This window comes from Persicobacter sp. CCB-QB2 (assembly GCF_001274635.1).
In the GTDB taxonomy this organism is placed as follows: Bacteria; Bacteroidota; Bacteroidia; order Cytophagales; family Cyclobacteriaceae; genus Persicobacter; species Persicobacter diffluens.
The window spans coordinates 200,754-218,210 of record NZ_LBGV01000001.1 but is presented as its reverse complement, the minus strand read 5'-3'; the positions used below and the strand labels follow the sequence as shown (position 1 = coordinate 218,210).

Annotated in this window: 9 protein-coding genes and 1 pseudogene; 6 read left to right on the top strand and 4 right to left on the bottom strand. The window is 43.7% G+C overall.

Features of this window, described 5'->3' with window-relative positions:
* Positions 1–116: 116 nt before the first annotated feature.
* Both NG22_RS01060 and NG22_RS01055 read right to left on the bottom strand, forming a co-directional pair.
* Positions 117–3,727 (bottom strand): annotated as a pseudogene (locus NG22_RS01060) (CusA/CzcA family heavy metal efflux RND transporter); the annotation flags it as partial.
* Positions 3,728–4,057: 330 nt separating this feature from the next.
* Positions 4,058–4,387 (bottom strand): hypothetical protein, encoded by a 330-nt coding sequence (locus NG22_RS01055; protein ID WP_172674299.1) that lies wholly within the window; start codon positions 4,385–4,387, stop codon positions 4,058–4,060.
* Positions 4,388–4,671: 284 nt separating this feature from the next.
* Between NG22_RS01055 and NG22_RS01050 the strand changes: the two genes are divergently transcribed.
* From NG22_RS01050 to NG22_RS01020, 6 genes are all read left to right on the top strand, one after another.
* Complete coding sequence (locus NG22_RS01050; protein WP_053404009.1) at positions 4,672–6,894, top strand: bifunctional (p)ppGpp synthetase/guanosine-3',5'-bis(diphosphate) 3'-pyrophosphohydrolase; 2,223 nt, start codon at positions 4,672–4,674, stop codon at positions 6,892–6,894.
* A gap of 1,646 nt (positions 6,895–8,540) precedes the next feature.
* Complete coding sequence (locus tag NG22_RS01040) at positions 8,541–8,885, top strand: STAS domain-containing protein (protein WP_053406851.1); 345 nt, start codon at positions 8,541–8,543, stop codon at positions 8,883–8,885.
* Between the two features lie 2 nt (positions 8,886–8,887).
* The gene (locus NG22_RS01035; RefSeq protein WP_053404007.1) at positions 8,888–10,174 is read left to right on the top strand and encodes an adenylosuccinate synthase; all 1,287 of its coding nucleotides are present in this window, start codon (positions 8,888–8,890) and stop codon (positions 10,172–10,174) included.
* A 195-nt stretch (positions 10,175–10,369) separates the two neighbouring features.
* Positions 10,370–11,188 carry an SDR family oxidoreductase gene (locus tag NG22_RS01030; protein ID WP_072159013.1) on the top strand — a complete coding sequence of 273 codons (819 nt, stop codon included), beginning with the start codon at positions 10,370–10,372 and terminating at the stop codon, positions 11,186–11,188.
* A 351-nt stretch (positions 11,189–11,539) separates the two neighbouring features.
* Positions 11,540–13,327 carry an ATP-binding protein gene (locus NG22_RS01025; protein ID WP_053404006.1) on the top strand — a complete coding sequence of 596 codons (1,788 nt, stop codon included), beginning with the start codon at positions 11,540–11,542 and terminating at the stop codon, positions 13,325–13,327.
* Positions 13,328–13,745: 418 nt separating this feature from the next.
* Positions 13,746–16,145 (top strand): aminotransferase class I/II-fold pyridoxal phosphate-dependent enzyme, encoded by a 2,400-nt coding sequence (locus NG22_RS01020; RefSeq protein WP_053404005.1) that lies wholly within the window; start codon positions 13,746–13,748, stop codon positions 16,143–16,145.
* Between the two features lie 42 nt (positions 16,146–16,187).
* Here the strand turns inward: NG22_RS01020 and NG22_RS01015 are convergent, their stop codons facing one another.
* Together NG22_RS01015 and NG22_RS01010 are read right to left on the bottom strand one after the other, a co-directional pair.
* On the bottom strand, positions 16,188–16,907 hold the full coding sequence (locus NG22_RS01015; protein WP_253275711.1) for a DUF3078 domain-containing protein: 720 nt from the start codon (positions 16,905–16,907) through the stop codon (positions 16,188–16,190).
* Positions 16,904–17,413 carry a hypothetical protein gene (locus NG22_RS01010; RefSeq protein WP_053404003.1) on the bottom strand — a complete coding sequence of 170 codons (510 nt, stop codon included), beginning with the start codon at positions 17,411–17,413 and terminating at the stop codon, positions 16,904–16,906. The genes NG22_RS01015 and NG22_RS01010 overlap by 4 nt, the downstream gene beginning before the upstream one ends.
* Positions 17,414–17,457 lie beyond the last annotated feature (44 nt).

The window sequence follows — 17,457 nt, the reverse complement described above, 5'->3', positions numbered from 1 at the left end:
ACCTCCGAAAGGAATTGCTCCGGTGCCTGCGCTACGGTAAAGAGGGTGTCGGACATCATCCACTGCTGCAGCGCAGCCAATTGTTCCTGATATTCCTTCTCCACCTGAATCTGCTGATTCTTCAGCATCTGCATTTTGTTCTGTGCCGCCAAATAGGCCAGCTTATTTGTGGCTTCGGTTTCATACAACATTTTGGCCCGACGCTCAAAATCATTGTTAATGTCCATAAAGCGATTCACCCATTGCAGGCGGGCATAATCTACTGAAGAGCGTACCCAATCCTGACTCACCCAGCGCTTCAAATCCTGCCATTGCAACTGTTGCTCCACCTCTGCCGCATTGATTGCCTTTTTATAATATTTGGATTTGGCGGACATGGAAAAGATATCAATATTTTGCTGATTAATCATAAAGGGCGTATAAACTCCCCTCCCGTTTTCACCGATCTCCTCGCCACCGGTGGTCAGCTGAGTGGTTCCAAAATTGAAAGCGGTTTTCTTCAATGCCTGCTGCTGTTCAATATTCAAACCGGCCTGCTGCATGATGGGGTAATTCTTATAGGCACGATCCAGCGCCTCCTCCAGAGAAAGCTCCTGCTTTTGATCTTGTGCTTTCCCAAAAAATGGCATTACCATCAATAATAGGGTGGCCATAACGGCCTTTGGCGGAACCTCTACCACTTTTGAATGCTCGTCTTTATGAACAAATTGATATAAAATGGGCAGAACAAATAAGGTCAACAAACAGGCGGTAAACAATCCCCCAATCACCACCGTAGCCAAGGGGCGCTGCACTTCTGCTCCGGCGCCATTGGAAAGCGCCATGGGCAAAAAGCCCAGAATATCCGTAGAGGCTGTCAGTAAAATGGGGCGTAAACGACGTGTGGTTCCCTGAAGGATTCGCTCCCGCAAAGGCAATTCTTCCAATTCATCCAGTCCATGAATTAATACTAATCCGTTCAAAACGGCCACCCCGAATAATACGATGAATCCGACACCAGCAGAAATACTAAAAGGCATTCCCCTTAACCATAAGCTGACCACTCCTCCAATAGTAGCCATCGGGATGGCCATATAGATCATGATGGTCTTTTTGACAGAGCCCAAAGCAAAGTACACCAGCACGAAAATAAGTACCAGTACCACCGGAACAAGTACTTGCAAACGTTCTTTTGCACGCTCCAGATTTTCAAAAGCCCCTCCATATCGGATAAAATAGCCCGGAGGCATCTTCAATTCCGCATCCAGTTTTTCCTGTATTTCATTCACCAACGACTCCACATCTCTCCCCCGAACGTTAATCCCCACATAAGTCCTGCGATTGGTGTCATCGCGGGAAATCTGCATCGGCCCGGGCTCAAAAGTAATTTCTGCCAATTCCTGAAGGGGAACTTTTGCCCCGGAGTCCAATCTTACAAATAAATGTTTCAGGTCCTCCAGATCATTTCGGTTTTCTTCTGCCAGCCTAACCACCAAATCAAAGCGACGTTCTCCCTGAAAAATAGTCCCTGCCACACCACCGGCAAAGGCGGTTCGAATGGCCTGATTCACCTCTGCCACTGAAGCCCCGTATTTAGCTAAAAGCTCCCGCTTGTATTTAACATTCAACTGCGGTTGTCCGGTGGTGGCTTCCACTTTCAAATCCCCGATGCCTTCAATCCCATTGATTAATTGCCCCGTTTCCCTGGCAATACGTGCCAGCACTTCCAGGTCATCACCATAGATCTTCACCGCAATGTCTTCGCGTACTCCGGTGAGGAGTTCATTGAATCGCATCTCAATTGGTTGGGTAAATTCGAAATTGATTCCCGGCACCGTCTTCACCAATGCCTCTACTTCCTCCACTAATTGATGCTTCGTCATCCCTTCCCGCCATAGTTCTTCCGGCTGTAAGTTGACGATCACGTCGGCTACGTCCATCGGCATGGGGTCTGTAGGCACATCCGCTACTCCTATGCGGCTTACCACATGTTTTACTTCCGGGAAATTCTTCATCACCAATTGTTCCACCCTGGTGGTGGCATCCACGGTTTCAGAAAGGGCCGAACCGGGCTTAGCGATGACATGGAAAGCAAAATCGCCTTCATCCAGCTGCGGAATAAACTCTCCCCCCATTTGGCTGAACACCCCCACTGCAAGGGCAAGGGCTACCACACAAACGGCCAAAAACTGCTTACCATGATCCAGTACTTTTTCCAAAAGCGGCTTAAAGCTGTTTTCCAAACGGCTCACCACCTTATCTCCAAAACCGGGCTTTTCATTAACTCGGGCATTCAAAAAGGTCGCGGCAATCATAGGTACATAGGTCAGACACAACAGCATAGCACCAATAATAGCAAAGCCAAAGGTGAGTGCCATCGGTTGGAACATTTTCCCTTCCACTCCTTCCAATGCCAAAATCGGCAGGAATACAATCAGGATAATCAATTGCCCGAAGAAGGCAGAGTTCATCATCTTACCGGAAGCCTCGGAGGCTACCTCATCCCGATCTTTTCGATTCAGGGCATGTCCGCCCAAAATTCTTTTGTGCATCATGAAGACTGCACTCTCTACAATGATTACCGCTCCGTCAACAATAATTCCGAAATCTATCGCCCCTAAAGACATCAGATTCGCCCACACCCCAAAGGCGCGCATCATCATAAAAGCAAATAGCAAGGATAACGGGATGGTAGAGGCCACAATCAAACCTCCCCGCCAGTTCCCCAGGAAGAGCACCAAAATAAAAATAACGATCAGCCCACCCTCTACCAGGTTACCCGCCACTGTGCTGGTTGTTTTCTTCACCAATTCCGATCGATCATGATAAGGCACAATCGTCACTCCTTCCGGCATGGACTTCTGAATCTCCGCTACCCGGACTTTGACATGATCAATTACCGCATTAGAGTTTCCTCCCTTCAGCATCATGACCATGCCTCCTACGGCTTCTCCTTTTCCGTCCACCGTTAAAGCGCCATAACGTATCGCACCGCCAATGCCAACCTCCGCCACATCTTTAATAAGAACCGGTAAGCCCTGCACATTGGCCACTACGACCTGCTCTATCTCTTCTGCTGAACGCAATAAACCTTCCCCCGAATAAAGTTGGCTTTATGGTTCTTTTCGATATAGGCACCACCGGTGTTGGCATTATTTTTTTCCAAAGCTTCAAACACCTCTGACACCGTAATGCCCATCGCATTGATCACTGCCGGGTCTAACTTCACCTCAAACTGCTTCACCGAACCACCAAAACCATTCACCTCCACGACTCCGGGCACCATGGCCATTTGTCGGCGGATAATCCAGTCTTGCATTTCCCTCAAATCAGTAAGGGAATATTGATCGGCATGATCAGCATCTACTTCCAGAAAATATTGATAAACTTCTCCCAATCCGGTGGTAATGGGTCCCATCTCCGGGGTTCCGAATCCAGCAGGAATTTGCTCCTTGACCTCATCCAGCTTTTCTCCCACTAACTGTCGCGGAAGATAAGTACCCATATCTTCTTCAAACACCACCGTGACCACTGAAAGGCCAAATCTTGAGATAGAACGGATTTCCTCCACCCCGGGCAGATTGGCCATATTCACCTCCACCGGATAAGATACAAATTGCTCGATTTCTTCCGTGCCCAGATCCGGCGCCACGGTAATGATTTGCACCTGATTATTGGTAATATCAGGTACTGCATCCAAAGGGAGATCTTTCATTGCCCAGATCCCCCCCAATATCCAGCCTACCATTAACAGGGCAATGACACCCTTATTACGGATAGACAGATCTATTATCTTTTGAATCATTGATTGATTTTTTTTGGAACGCAAGCCCCTCCACTGTTAAAGAACAGCAGAAGCCTAAAGTCGTTCGGAAAAGAAAATAATCACCAAGCGCAGGGCTGGTAATTTTTTGACATAGGACACCTTTCCCCTTTCACCACCAACGACATACAAAACAAGCCCTTACCAAAAGGTAAACACTTCGCCGCGGTTTATAAATAATTAAACAGGGGATTTCGCTCCATCCGTATTATTCAGATCGAGTCTAATAAAAAATGATATCCTGAGAAAATTCAATCAAGCCCGGGGAGGCTGAAAATGGTCGACATAGACTTCATCCACTACAAGCTGCAGGAGCCTAGGATTTTTGAAGCCCGCCTCCGATGGGATACGATCAATAGTGGGAATCTTCAAGGTACATCGGTCGGCGACTTTTTGGCAACAACCGCAACCACAAAAAGGAGAGCAGGTCTCTCCAAAGTCTTCTTCCTCTTCCGCATGATTTAACTGTTCACACTGGTGCATAGCTCCTCCGTGATGATCATGCGGAACAGCAGGATCATCCGAGCAGGGCACCATTACAATGAGTGCCATATACAAGGTCCATATGCGAAAAAAGAAACTCATTTAATAATTTTGACAAATTTAGAAAAAATGTGCGGCCATTGTACTATGCCCTCCAAGTCTTGCTAACAATTTTTATTCTATCCAAATTAGATTCAAACGGAGGAAATAATCTTTCACTTTTTTAAAATATTTAGGTAACATTGAATTTACAAAAAACGAGTACGTTTTCTAAGAGCGTGTTTATTACGTTTTCAAGCTTTATTATTTTAAGGAATATCATCCTAATTTATCGATTAAAGCCCTGAAGATCTTTCATCTAGCTTTAGGAATTTTTATCTTAAGACATGACCACAATCGAACTGGAAGAGGAGCGCAAAGAGATCATCCGCAGATACCGCAGGATGTTGAGACACGCCAAACCCGTACTAAAGGAGGGGGACGCCAAAATCATCAAAAAAGCTTTTTACACCTCCATGGAGGCCCATCAGGACATGCGAAGAAAATCCGGTGAGCCTTATATTTTTCATCCCATCGAGGTGGCAATGATCTGCATTGATGAGATTGGCCTCGGGACCACCTCCATTGTTGCGGCCCTGTTACACGATGTAGTAGAAGATACCGAGATTGAATTAACGGACATTGAAAGAGACTTTGGCCCCAAGGTGGCGCAAATTATTGACGGCCTGACCAAGATCTCCGGAGTATTTGAATATGGAACTTCCGCACAGGCCGAGAACTTCCGAAAAATGCTCTTGACCCTTTCAGAAGATGTGCGGGTAATCCTGATCAAATTAGCCGACCGCCTGCATAACATGCGTACTTTAGGGAGCATGCCGAGACATAAGCAATTAAAGATTGCCTCGGAAACCATATACCTTTATGCACCTTTGGCGCACCGATTGGGCTTATATGCCATAAAATCAGAGCTGGAAGATCTTTACCTGAAATATACCGAACAGGATACCTACCGAGAAATCGCCAGCAAGCTGAATCAGACTAAGGTCGCTCGCAATAATTTCATCAAGTCATTTATTAAACCGATTCGGACGAAAATTCAAACCCTGAACTACCCCTTTGAAATCAAGGGACGTCCTAAGTCCATTTATTCCATTTGGCGAAAAATGAAAAAGCAGAATGTACCCTTTGAAAAGGTATATGACCTGTTCGCTATCCGGATCATTGTGGACACCCCGGTGGAAGATGAGAAAAGTACCTGCTGGCAGATATATTCCCTGGTGACCGATTCTTATAAGCCAAATCCGGACCGACTAAGGGACTGGATCTCCACCCCGAAAGGAAATGGTTATGAATCGCTCCACACCACGGTCATGAGTAAGCCGGGGCAGTGGGTGGAGGTGCAGATTCGCACCCGACGCATGGATGAAATTGCGGAGAAAGGATATGCTGCTCACTGGAAATATAAAGAGAACTCCAAAGGAAAAGAAAAGGGCGGCGGACTGGAAGGTTGGATAGGTCAGGTCCGTGAAATGCTTGAGCAGAATGACTCCAATGCCATGGAGTTTGTGGATGATTTCAAATCTAACCTGTTCCAGGAGGAAGTCTTTATCTTTACGCCCAAAGGAGATTTAAAGATCCTTCCCTATAATGCCACTGCTTTGGATTTTGCTTTTGAAATCCATACCGAGGTAGGAGCGCGATGCATAGGCGCCAAGGTAAATCAAAAGCTGGTACCCATTTCCTATAAAGTGAAGACCGGGGACCAGGTGGAAATCCTGACCTCTACCAAACAAAAGCCCAATGAGGGTTGGCTAAAAATTGTGGTTACTTCCAAGGCCCGCTCCAGAATTAAGGATGCTTTGGCCGAGGACCGCAAGCGCAATATTGCTTTAGGTAAGGAGATAGTGGAGCGTAAAGTGAAGCAAATGAAGATGGAGTACAATGAGGTGACCATGCAGCGCCTTCGTGCTTTCTTCAATCAGAAGTCGATTCCGGACCTGATGGATAAAATCGGAAAGGGAGAAATTGACCCTAAAGAAATAAAAAAATTCCAGGAAGCCCGAGACAAGATTACCGCCAAGAAAAAAGCGGACAAGATCTCCGATGCCAGCACTTTTAAAAAAGAAATTACCAAAACCAAGGAAAGAGATGAAGATGTGCTCTATATCGGAGAGGACATGGACATCTTTGAATATAAAACCGCCAAATGTTGTAATCCGATTCCGGGAGATGACATCTTCGGTTTTATTACCGTGAATGAGGGAATTAAGATTCACAGAACCTCCTGCCCAAATGCGGTGGAGCTTTTATCTAATCACGGACACCGGGTGATCAAAGCCCGATGGGCGAGTCAGAAGGAAGAGTCCTTCCTGGTGGGGCTACGCATTGAAGGGACGGACCGCGTTGGCTTGATCAATGACATTTCCAAAATTATTTCCGAAGAACTAAAGGTCAATATGCGATCAGTTTCTATTGAATCAGACAAAGGAATATTTCGCGGAAACATTGAGCTTTTCGTGCAGGACACCAAGCATCTGGACAAGCTGATCGGCAACCTCCTTGACGTAAATGGCGTGATACAAGTCATTCGGGAAGACCGGGACAAATAAGCAGCAACACAAAAGTTATTTACAAAGCGATGGCTCCTAAAAGGCTATCGCTTTTTTTTGAAATGGGATATCTGGCTATGAAAAACGGATTAACCCGGATTATTCAGGCTTAAATCCTCGTTTAGCTGTAAGGCGGAAAAAATGAAGGAATAGTTTCCTAATTCGAGTATATCCAACGAGGCAGATGAATAAGGAGAAAGCAAGCCTACTCAAATTTGGACTATCAGAAACTTAATAGACCCAACCATAACAAACTCAAAAACAAACCCTTACAGCGAACCCCAAAAATAGCGGTGAATAATTCGGGTTAAGGATCGCTAAACTTACCCAAATATGTACCGCCTATTTCCGCAAAACACAATAAGGCGTTCATCACCGGCAAAATACAGGCATTTTGCATTTTCCAACAACTCAAACAGGAGTGAGCTTGATTTCTACCCCTTCATCAGCCTCCTTGAAAAAAATGTAAAACAGGTGACTAGGAGCCTGTCGGATTTATACCATTTTATTCTATTAGTCGAAATATTATTTAGTTTCGCTATTTTCAATTGAAGAAAATATATTTCCAATTCCCGAAATATAGCCTTTAGAGCTAGTTTGACTTCAACGCACAATTAATGGCCAAAATAATATTTTGTGAATTTTGTGAAGTCAATTATAATCCGACAGGCTCCTAGTCCTACATTTTTACCGCTATACAACTAAAGGAGGATTTACCCCTGAAGAATTTGGCTTCGCTATTTGTTGTGTTGCCTCTACATTCCGCGGTGCTTATGCGCGCAATAAAGATTTTGGCAGAAAGCTATCCTTTACTTACATCCATTGCCGGCACCTTTTTTTTGGGGGAAACCGTAAAATCTGTACAGTTGACATCTACCCACAAGCCACCACCCATGAGCTCCGTCCCAAAGTATCATCCATGGGGAACTCCCCTGATTTACACAGGACTCATCCTGTTTTGCATCTTTTATTTCATTCTTAACCTTTCCCTGAAATACTGGATTCCCTGGCTGCTTCTTGAAGTAATTGGAGCCGGGCTGAATATATGGCATAAAAACAAATACAAGTTTCCTTTTAGACGGGAGGTAATCGGTACCTTGATGCTCTTGCTCATACTGTCATCCTATCTGGCTTATTCTTATTTTACTTCTACTCCTTAACCCGACTGTGGCCCCGATTGATATGATCCACACATCATGCGGGAAATTTTACAGTATGCTCCCTATATTTTTTGAATAGACAAAAATGGCTGAGCCTGCGATCTTCCTTTGCTTCCTTTTAAAAAATCGAAATAGCCAAAATTATTCACCGCTAATTCAGAAAATCACATTAAACCACTAACCATCAATCGATTGGGTGTATTTTTTTGATTTTTAATAACCCAAAATGGGATAAGCGTGCTTTCTCCTCATTCATCTGCTTCCTCGTAAAAACTCGAAATAGGGCGCTATTCCTTCTTTTTCCCCACTATGCAGCCAAGCGAAAAATTAAGCGTGCATAATTCAGCCTAGTCCAGAGGATATTATCTCCGGATAAACTTTCGCATCTGACCGAAGGTGATTATATTTGCGAGGGGGCAGGTGATGCCCTCCTTTTTTTGTCCAATTGATAACCTGTTTTCTTCGGAAAGCGTAACGACAACCATTATGAAGTTTAGCTCAAAAGTACATGACGGGATTTTATCCCTACAGGTAGAAGGTGACCTGATCGGTCAGGAGGCGGGCTTGGATTTAATTGAACATATCAATGACCACATTTCCAGCGGCCTGATTTTAGCAGCCATGGACATCTCCGCTTTGCGCTATATGAACTCTAGTGGTATCGGGGTACTAATTACTGGCCTGACCAAGTTCCGCAATGCCGGAGGCGAGATGGTATTGATTAAACCTTCCGAAAGTGTAAAAAAATTGCTGATTATCACCAAACTGAATTCCATTTTCACCATAGTGGACACGGAAGAAGAGGCGATAGTTGAACTGAAAAATAAATAAAAATGAAGGTAGATATCCTTTTAGGATTACAATGGGGAGATGAGGGAAAAGGTAAGATCGTAGATTACCTTGCCCCTAAGTACGATACAGTTGCTCGTTTTCAGGGCGGACCAAATGCGGGCCACACCCTTGAGTTTGACGGCATCAAGCACGTTTTGCACCAAATTCCTTCGGGAATTTTCCGTGAGAACATTCTGAACATTGTTGGGAATGGCGTAGTCTTGGACATTGTAATCTTTAAAGATGAAATTGAGAAGATGGCTTCCTTTGACTTTGATGTAAAGGAGCGATTGGTATTGTCCAAAAAGACTCAATTAATCTTACCTACTCACCGCTTATTGGATGCTGCTTATGAGCAATCCAAAGGTGATAAAAAAATCGGTTCTACATTAAAAGGAATCGGTCCTACTTATCAGGACAAAATTGCACGTTTAGGTTTGCGTGTAGGTGATATTTTAGCCCCTAATTTCCGTGATCGCTATGATGCTTTAGTGGCACAGCACTGTCGTATTTTGGATTCCTATAATTTCGAATATGACCTGACGGAAGTTAATGCTAAATTCTTCGAAGCGGTTGAATTCATCAAAGGATTCTGTTTTGTAGATGGTGCCTATTTCATTAATGGCCGCCTGAACGAAGGACATTCCGTATTGGCCGAAGGTGCTCAGGGCTCCTTGTTGGATATTGACTTCGGTTCTTATCCCTATGTAACCAGCTCCAACACTACTTCTGCGGGCGCATGTTCGGGTATGGGTGTTGCACCAAATAAAATTGGTCGTGTATATGGAATCTTTAAGGCTTACTGTACGCGAGTAGGTTCAGGACCTTTCCCTACAGAGCTTTTTGATGAAACAGGCAAAGAACTTCAGAATGTAGGAAACGAATTCGGGGCCACTACTGGTCGTGAACGTCGTTGTGGCTGGTTAGATCTGCCTGCACTGAAATATGCAGCCATGATCAATGGCGTTACGGAGATGTTCATGATGAAAGCCGACGTTTTGGACGGATTTGAAGAAATCAAAGTATGTACTGCCTATAAATTAGCAGATGGTACCCTGACCGACGAGATGCCTTTCGATATTGACAATGAAGAGTTCGAACCGGTTTATGAAACCCTTAAGGGCTGGAATCAGACCTTGGTAGGACGTGATAATTACGAAGCGCTTCCTCAGGAATTGAAAGATTACGTGAAATACATTGAGGATTTTACAGGTGTAAAAATTAATATTGTATCGGTAGGTCCTGATCGTACAGAAACTTTCATTCGCGAAGAAATTGAGGTAAAATAAATTTACCCTTTTAAAATATTTTTAAGGCTGTCTTACACAAGGCAGCCTTTTTTTGTTTATTATTATATACCTTCAATGGACTCAACTCTTTTTCAATGACTTGAACGACTACTTTTTATCATTTTCAACACAGGCACTGGGAAGTATCCCATCTGAATAAATGCCTGAACCGCTCATTATTTCGAACAAATGCTCATGCAGGAAAAAGCACCATTGTACACCGTCATTACCGGCGCAAGTAAAGGTCTTGGAAAAGAATTAGCCATTGCCTGCGCCAGAAGATCCAAAAACCTAATCCTGATCTCTTTGCCCATGGAAGGCCTTCAGGAGCTCGCCAATGAGCTTTCTACTGATTACGGCATACAGACCGTCGCGCTGGAGGTGGATCTTTCTTCAGAAAATGGTATTGAAAACCTTTGCAGCAAAATTGAAGAGCATTATGCCATTGACACCCTAATCAACAATGCCGGCATTGGAGGAACGCGGCCTTTTGAGCAATCTTCGGAGAGCTATCTGGTTAACATTCTTCGATTGAATGTTCAGGCGCTGGTGCTGATGACCCACCGCTTATTACCTTTATTAAAAAAATCTCCTAAGGCATACATTCTCAATATTTCCAGTATGGCCGCCTTTGGCGCTATGCCATTCAAAACGGTCTATCCCGCTTCCAAGGCTTTCGTTTACTCCTTTTCCAGAGGCTTACAGGAAGAGCTAAAAGATTTCAATATCAGTGTTAGTGTGGCTCACCCCGGAGGAATGGCCACCTGCCCGGAAAATGCTCAACGAATGGCGAGTCATAACATTTTAGTCCGCTCTGCTTTTATGGATCCCGCAGAAGTAGCAGAAAAGTGTATCTCCAAAATGCTTCGCCGGGATAAGGTCATCCTACCCGGACTTTGGAATAAAATTCACCGATTGTTCTTCTTACTCTGCCCAGAATCGCTAAGATTAAGCATCTTCAGCCGGCAGATCAAAAAAGAAATGAAAATCAAGCCTCAAACAGCCGGACATTAAATGCCGCTAAAAAACATTAGTTCTGTTTTTTTCTTACACAGCACTTTTAACGCTTAGCTTCAAACTCCTACTCACAAGTAGCCTGAAAATACCTTTTTAGCCCTTTTTTCGCCCATCTCTTGCACCATTTATGCACATCGGTCATCTCCTATTACACCACCCTCCTTTTTCCCTGATGTACCTAATTACCTATATCCCGTCTTAAGTATATTATCGGCATAATGTAAGTTCGAACAATTTTAAATGCCTGAAAAACCCAAATTTTAAAGGCAGCGACATTACATTTCACCGAATTACCTTTTTTACCAACCGCCAAGATTAATGGTATTTTAGGCATTCAAAACCTTACTTATGCTAAAGAATTTTATCAGCAAAATTCAACATCACTTTTTCCCGGATGTAAAGGGCCTCAGTACCGAAACACTTCATGAAATTCGGCTAGTAATCACCTTCATTGTCTTTGGTTATTCTCTTCAATTGATATTAGGCGCCATCCTTTTTTCTACCGGAAACTACTTGATTGGCGCCGTATTAATGGGCTCCACCTTTCTTTTGATTCCAGTATATTTCCTGATGAAGGCGCAAAGAATTACCGAAATCAAAACAGGCCTGATAAGTGTTGCGATGATCACTAATATTGCCCTGGAATTAATATACGGTGGAAATGTCGGGGTGGAATACCTCTTTATAGCTGCTATCGCAGTGGTATTCTTAGTTTTTAAAAGAGAGGAAAGTAAAGCACAGCTCTTTATTCTCATTGCGGTTTTAATCTGCTTTTTTGTGGTTAACCTCTTCACCATTCCAATAGAGTACCAAACTCCTCTTAGTCCGGTTGAAAAACAATGGCAGAGAATCGGCTATGGCGTTTGTGCAGTATTAATGAGCTTCCTCGGTTTAAAAAATCTACAGAAAAATTATCGCTCCACACTAGAAAAAGAAGAAACCGCCACCAAGGAAGCCCGAAAACTAAGCATGGAGCTGTATGAAACCAACCAGGAGTTGGAGGCCTCCATGGAAAAAATTCAGGAACATGCGCTGAAACAATCCAAATTTTTCAACACCCTTAGCCATGAACTCAGAACACCCCTTAATGGCATTGTGGGCTTAGTCAGTGTGCTAAAGGAAAAAGGTTGTCAGAATGAGAAGAGTACGATTAATTCCCTGGCTTATTCCGCCACGGTATTACTTCATTTGGTAAATGACGTATTGGATCTCGCCAAATTTGATGACCGGGACATCCCAATCAACCCACAGCCCTTTGAGCTCTCTATTTTGGGAAAGGAGATCCTTAACATCCACCAGATCAGTGCGGATAAAAAGGGCTTAACGACCCAATTAGAGATTGACGAAAGCATTCCGAAGCTATTGTTATTCGATGGCCCCCGCCTGAGTCAGTGTATCAATAACCTGATCAATAATGCCATAAAATTCACCAATGAAGGTTTTGTGAAACTTTCCATCCAAAAAATCAAGCAGACTGATGCAAAAGTCCGGGTTCGATTTGCCATTGAGGACAGTGGGAAGGGAATCGCGCCGGAGAAAAAAGACATTATTTTTCGCCCATTTGAGCAGGAAACCGAAAATGTTTACAAAGAATTTGGCGGCACAGGACTAGGGCTATCCATTTCTCAGAAAATTCTGCATGCCATGGGTGGAGATTTATTATTTGAATCGGAAGTAGGCAAAGGGACTACTTTCTTTTTTGAGCTTGAGTTCGATGAAAGCCCGGAACACTCCTCCACTCCGGAGACGATCGAGGAAGTACAAATCGAGAATCTCAATATTCTCGGCGTTGATGATAACCCCATTAATCTGATGGTGCTCAAAAAATTATTGAGTCGAGCTGGCTGCAAAGTATTTACAGCCTCTCATGGGCAGGATGCAGTAAATAAAATAAAAGAAAAACCAGATATTGACCTCATCCTGATGGATCTACAAATGCCGGTAATGGATGGCTATGAAGCCACCCAAGTACTTCGGGATCAGGGATACAAACGCCCTATCATTGCACTAAGCGCCACCCTTCCCTCTAATTTGGAGAATATGAAAGACAAAGGATTTACAGATGCATTGGTAAAACCCTTTGATATTACTAAGCTTAAAGAAGTCATCTCTCAGTCTACCTCTTCGAAAAAATAATCAGGAACCCATTCCTCAGTGAAAAAAAAGCATATTTCCCGCTTTTTCCGGCACCAAATCTTCCATTTTATTACATCAATAAAAAAAAATAATCCTCCAAAATACGTAATTCATCAGGATAAAGCGTGATCAAGGGATGTAAGATTTGACGAACAAATTAAAATTTACTTCAAATTACTTTCACCGCATTTTTTTTTAATTTACGCAAAACGATCCCTGTATTTTCCTGTACAAGTCGCCATTGGCCTACCCCTAACTCAACTCCTCAAAATCAGTATCATAAAGCACATGGGGTGGCTGAGTGATTATACTTTATGCCTCTCCCATTTTTAGAAATTATTTGCCCTACTTTTTCGTTCCCCATAGCAGGAATCGGGAACAGGCTTTTCAGGCAAAATACACTTTACTATTCCTCTATATGAAGCACTCTCAGAAACTGAAAACCGTTTACGACAACCTTCAATTTGCGGTAAGCAAATCCATTTTACACCAGGAAATTCAAGCCACTTCATCTGAAGACATGCAAGTCCAGATAGGCGCTGACAAACTTATTAACTTTGGCTCTTGTTCCTATTTAGGATTGGAGTTTCACCCCAAGTTACGCCAATACGCCAAAGACGCCATTGACCAATTCGGAACTCAGTTTTCTTCTTCCCGTGCCTACGCCAGCATTAGCCTTTACAAAGAACTAGAAGCCCTTTTTGTGCAGATTTTTGAATGTCCGGTAGTCATTGCCCCCACCACTACTTTGGCGCATGCTTCCGCTATCCCTACTTTAGTAGACAATGAGGACATCATTCTGCTTGACCATCAGGCACACCGCTCTATCTCTGCCGCGGTAGACCTTTGTCGGGCCAGGGGAGTTCAGGCGGAATTACTGCCCCATAACCGCATGGACCTGCTGGAAAACAAAATATTGCATTACCGCAATACCGGCAGAAAGGTTTGGTATATGGCGGATGGGGTTTATTCCATGTATGGCGATGCCGCACCCCTGGAAGAACTCCAGCGCTTACTGGACAAATATGATAACTTATATTTATATCTGGATGATGCCCACGGCATGGGCTGGTATGGTAAAAATGGAAGAGGGTATATACATAATGCTTTACGCAACCACCCACGGCTGGTCATCACGACTTCACTAGCTAAGGCCTATGCTACCGGAGGAGCGGTGATTTGTAGCGAAAATGCAGCAATGATGAGCCTGATCCGTACCGTAGGGGGCCCCATGGTTACCTCCGGCCCACTACAGCCTGCCACTTTAGGGGCGGCTATTGCCTCTGCGAATATCATGCTTTCAGAGGAATTTTTGCCATTACAGGCCAAATTAATGGAGAACATTCAAACCGTAAATGATTGGTTTGAGGAAAGAGACTACCCATTAGTGAGAAAAAATGACACACCTATCTTCTTTTGGGGAACCTCTTATCCGGAGCTGGCACATGAGATGATTGCCTCGCTCAAGGCCGATGGCTACTGGACCAATTTAGGCACTTTTCCGGCAACCTCTATCCGTAAATCCGGAGTTCGATTCACCGTGACAGCATTACACCAAAAAGCAGACATCCTTGCCTTACTGAATAAAATGGAAGCCGCTTACTGGGAAGGCATTAGCCAACTAGAAATTAATGAGCAACAAATTTTCCGTCCTTTCAAGCTCAAAAAAAAGCAAAAAGTATCCATTATTCCAAAGCTACAACATGCTTTAAAACTTAAGCGCTATCGTTCTGTTCAGGAGATGGAAAAACACTGGCGCAGCCTGTTTCAGGATGCTGGGCAATTAAGTTATGAAGGACTTAGTTCTTTGGAAAAGGTTTTCACCCAGCTGCCAAAAGAGGAACGATGGAACTTCCACTATTTTGGTGTTTTCCATGACCAGCAATTAATTGCCGCGGGACTTTTCACAGAACTAAAAATAAAGCTGGATATTTTTTCTGGGGCAGAAGTGAGTGAGTATGCCGAAACCATGAGGAAGATTTATGGACCAAATTACCTTTGTGAGCGGGTATTAATGGCAGGAACCCTCATTACGGAAGGAGAACATCTTAAGTGGCAGGCAGCACTGGAGGATACATTAAAAGCCAAAAGCTTTGATTTAATCAACCAGTTCTATGAAGATCTCAAAGCACAATACAACACCAAACATGGCTTCATGCTTTGCTTTCCTCAGGAAAGTCAAAAAAGTGCGCTGCATCAAAAAATTGTCCAGAAAGGATGGGTGGCGGCACCATTGCCGGCCTATCATTATTATGACCTTAAACCCTTTTCCTCCATAATAGCGTACCTGCAGGCGATGAGTCTCAAGAAAAGAAAAAATATTCGCCAGAAAGTACTTCGACATCGGGAAGAACTCCTGTTTGAATGGAATGGCCAGGCGAATAACCTTCAGGATTACCAACTGTACCTGAATGTACAAAAAAAGGGAAGGGCGATAAATACCGCTCCCTTGCCAAAGGCCTGGTTTGAAGAAATGGAGAGAGATCCGCACTGGCAAATATTGAGAATCAGGCATCGGGTAAGTGACCAACTCATTGCTGTGGTTTGGATCTATGCTGGTAATAGCCATATAGAAATTAAGCTCATCGGGCTTGACCACTCCTTTTATTCTTTAAATCCTTATGGGCAAGTGCTTTACGAAGTACTGAACAGAGCCTTCCAAATGGGTTGGCAAACCCTTTTTGCCGGCTTTTCTACCGATATGGAAAAACGAAAATTCAATTCACAAAAGCAACAACTCCTCACCTATGCCCAGATGGAAGAATCTTTCGAGCTGGTGGATTTGGAATTTAACGGTGGACAAATAAAAGCTGGCTAATCAATAAAAAGGGAAAGCAACCAATACTGCTTTCCCTTTTTATTATTTGGAGTAATCCAATATGAATACCAAACTGATCTCATTACGCATCTGCATTGCAGGCCCGGAGGTTCCATCGTCCCGGCTTACCGCCACATCGTGATCATATACAAGTCTGGAACTAAAGTTAGTTGACATATAACGATTCACTCGAAAACGAATGTCATTTCGCCAATCCACTGCTACTTGCGAAAAAGCCTGAAAACCTGCAAAAAGGTTGACGGAGGAAGTATAAAAGATATTGGGTAATATTTCGGTTTCCTTTAAATCGAGGAAAATACCCGAACCGAGCTGGGATCTAAACTTTTTCCCGGCTTCCACACCATGTGCTCCATCTTGTGAAAGTTGATCATCCAGCAGAAAGGTTACTTTACCTTTAATCGGGGATACCAAAACGTTCAAATTCTTGATGCGGTTATAGGAGAAACCGAGCGAAAGTTCCAAATTGGCCGGCGCCATAAAATTGGAAATGTAATTCTTACTGTTATCATCATTGATGGTAAAACCCGGCTGAAACTGGGTACGAAAATCCTCCAGCGCGGAAAGCTGCCAGGAGTTGGTAATCTGCCGGGACTGCCGGGAGACTAACCAGATCTGATCATTGTTTTTCTCTAACTTCTGACCAGACCGAATCACCCCATATTGTAATTCCATTCTGTTTTCCAGCTCGACATGCCCTTTCTTTTTACTGGCCCAGACTTTAAACTCAGTAGTTGCATTCAGAGAGCTTTCCCCCCGGGGTTCCAGTTGGTTAAAGATACCTGCGCCATATGCACTCTTAAATACCCGCCGTGCGTCCAGTACTTAGGTTTCTCATCCGGTTCCACTTCATAGCCTTCCGGCACTAGCATAAATTTGGGATTCATTCTGAGCTCCATCGTATCAGTGGAAGCCTGATATACCGAAATGGAATCATTGTAATGATTCACATCTACCAGTAAAACTTTTGGAGGAAAGAAAAACTTGAGCGTATCGATGTTGGACAACTTCAAGGTATCCATCAGCGCCGTGGGGGCGATGACAACATACTCGGGTTCCAAAAGATAATAAAGAGAGTCGTAGCGTAATTCCTCAGTCACCCGTTCCAGGGAATCCATCCTGGCTTTATACTTCTTTCCAAAATTGAGGATTTCTATTTGTTCAATGTCTTCCTGATCCTGTTCGTCCTCTTGCTGAGCGAACACTGCCATTGGAAAAAAAAAGATGAAGAGCCAAAGCAGTCTTTTCATGCGGCTGAAATGTAAAAATTTGATTGATTTGCAAAAAAACCAAA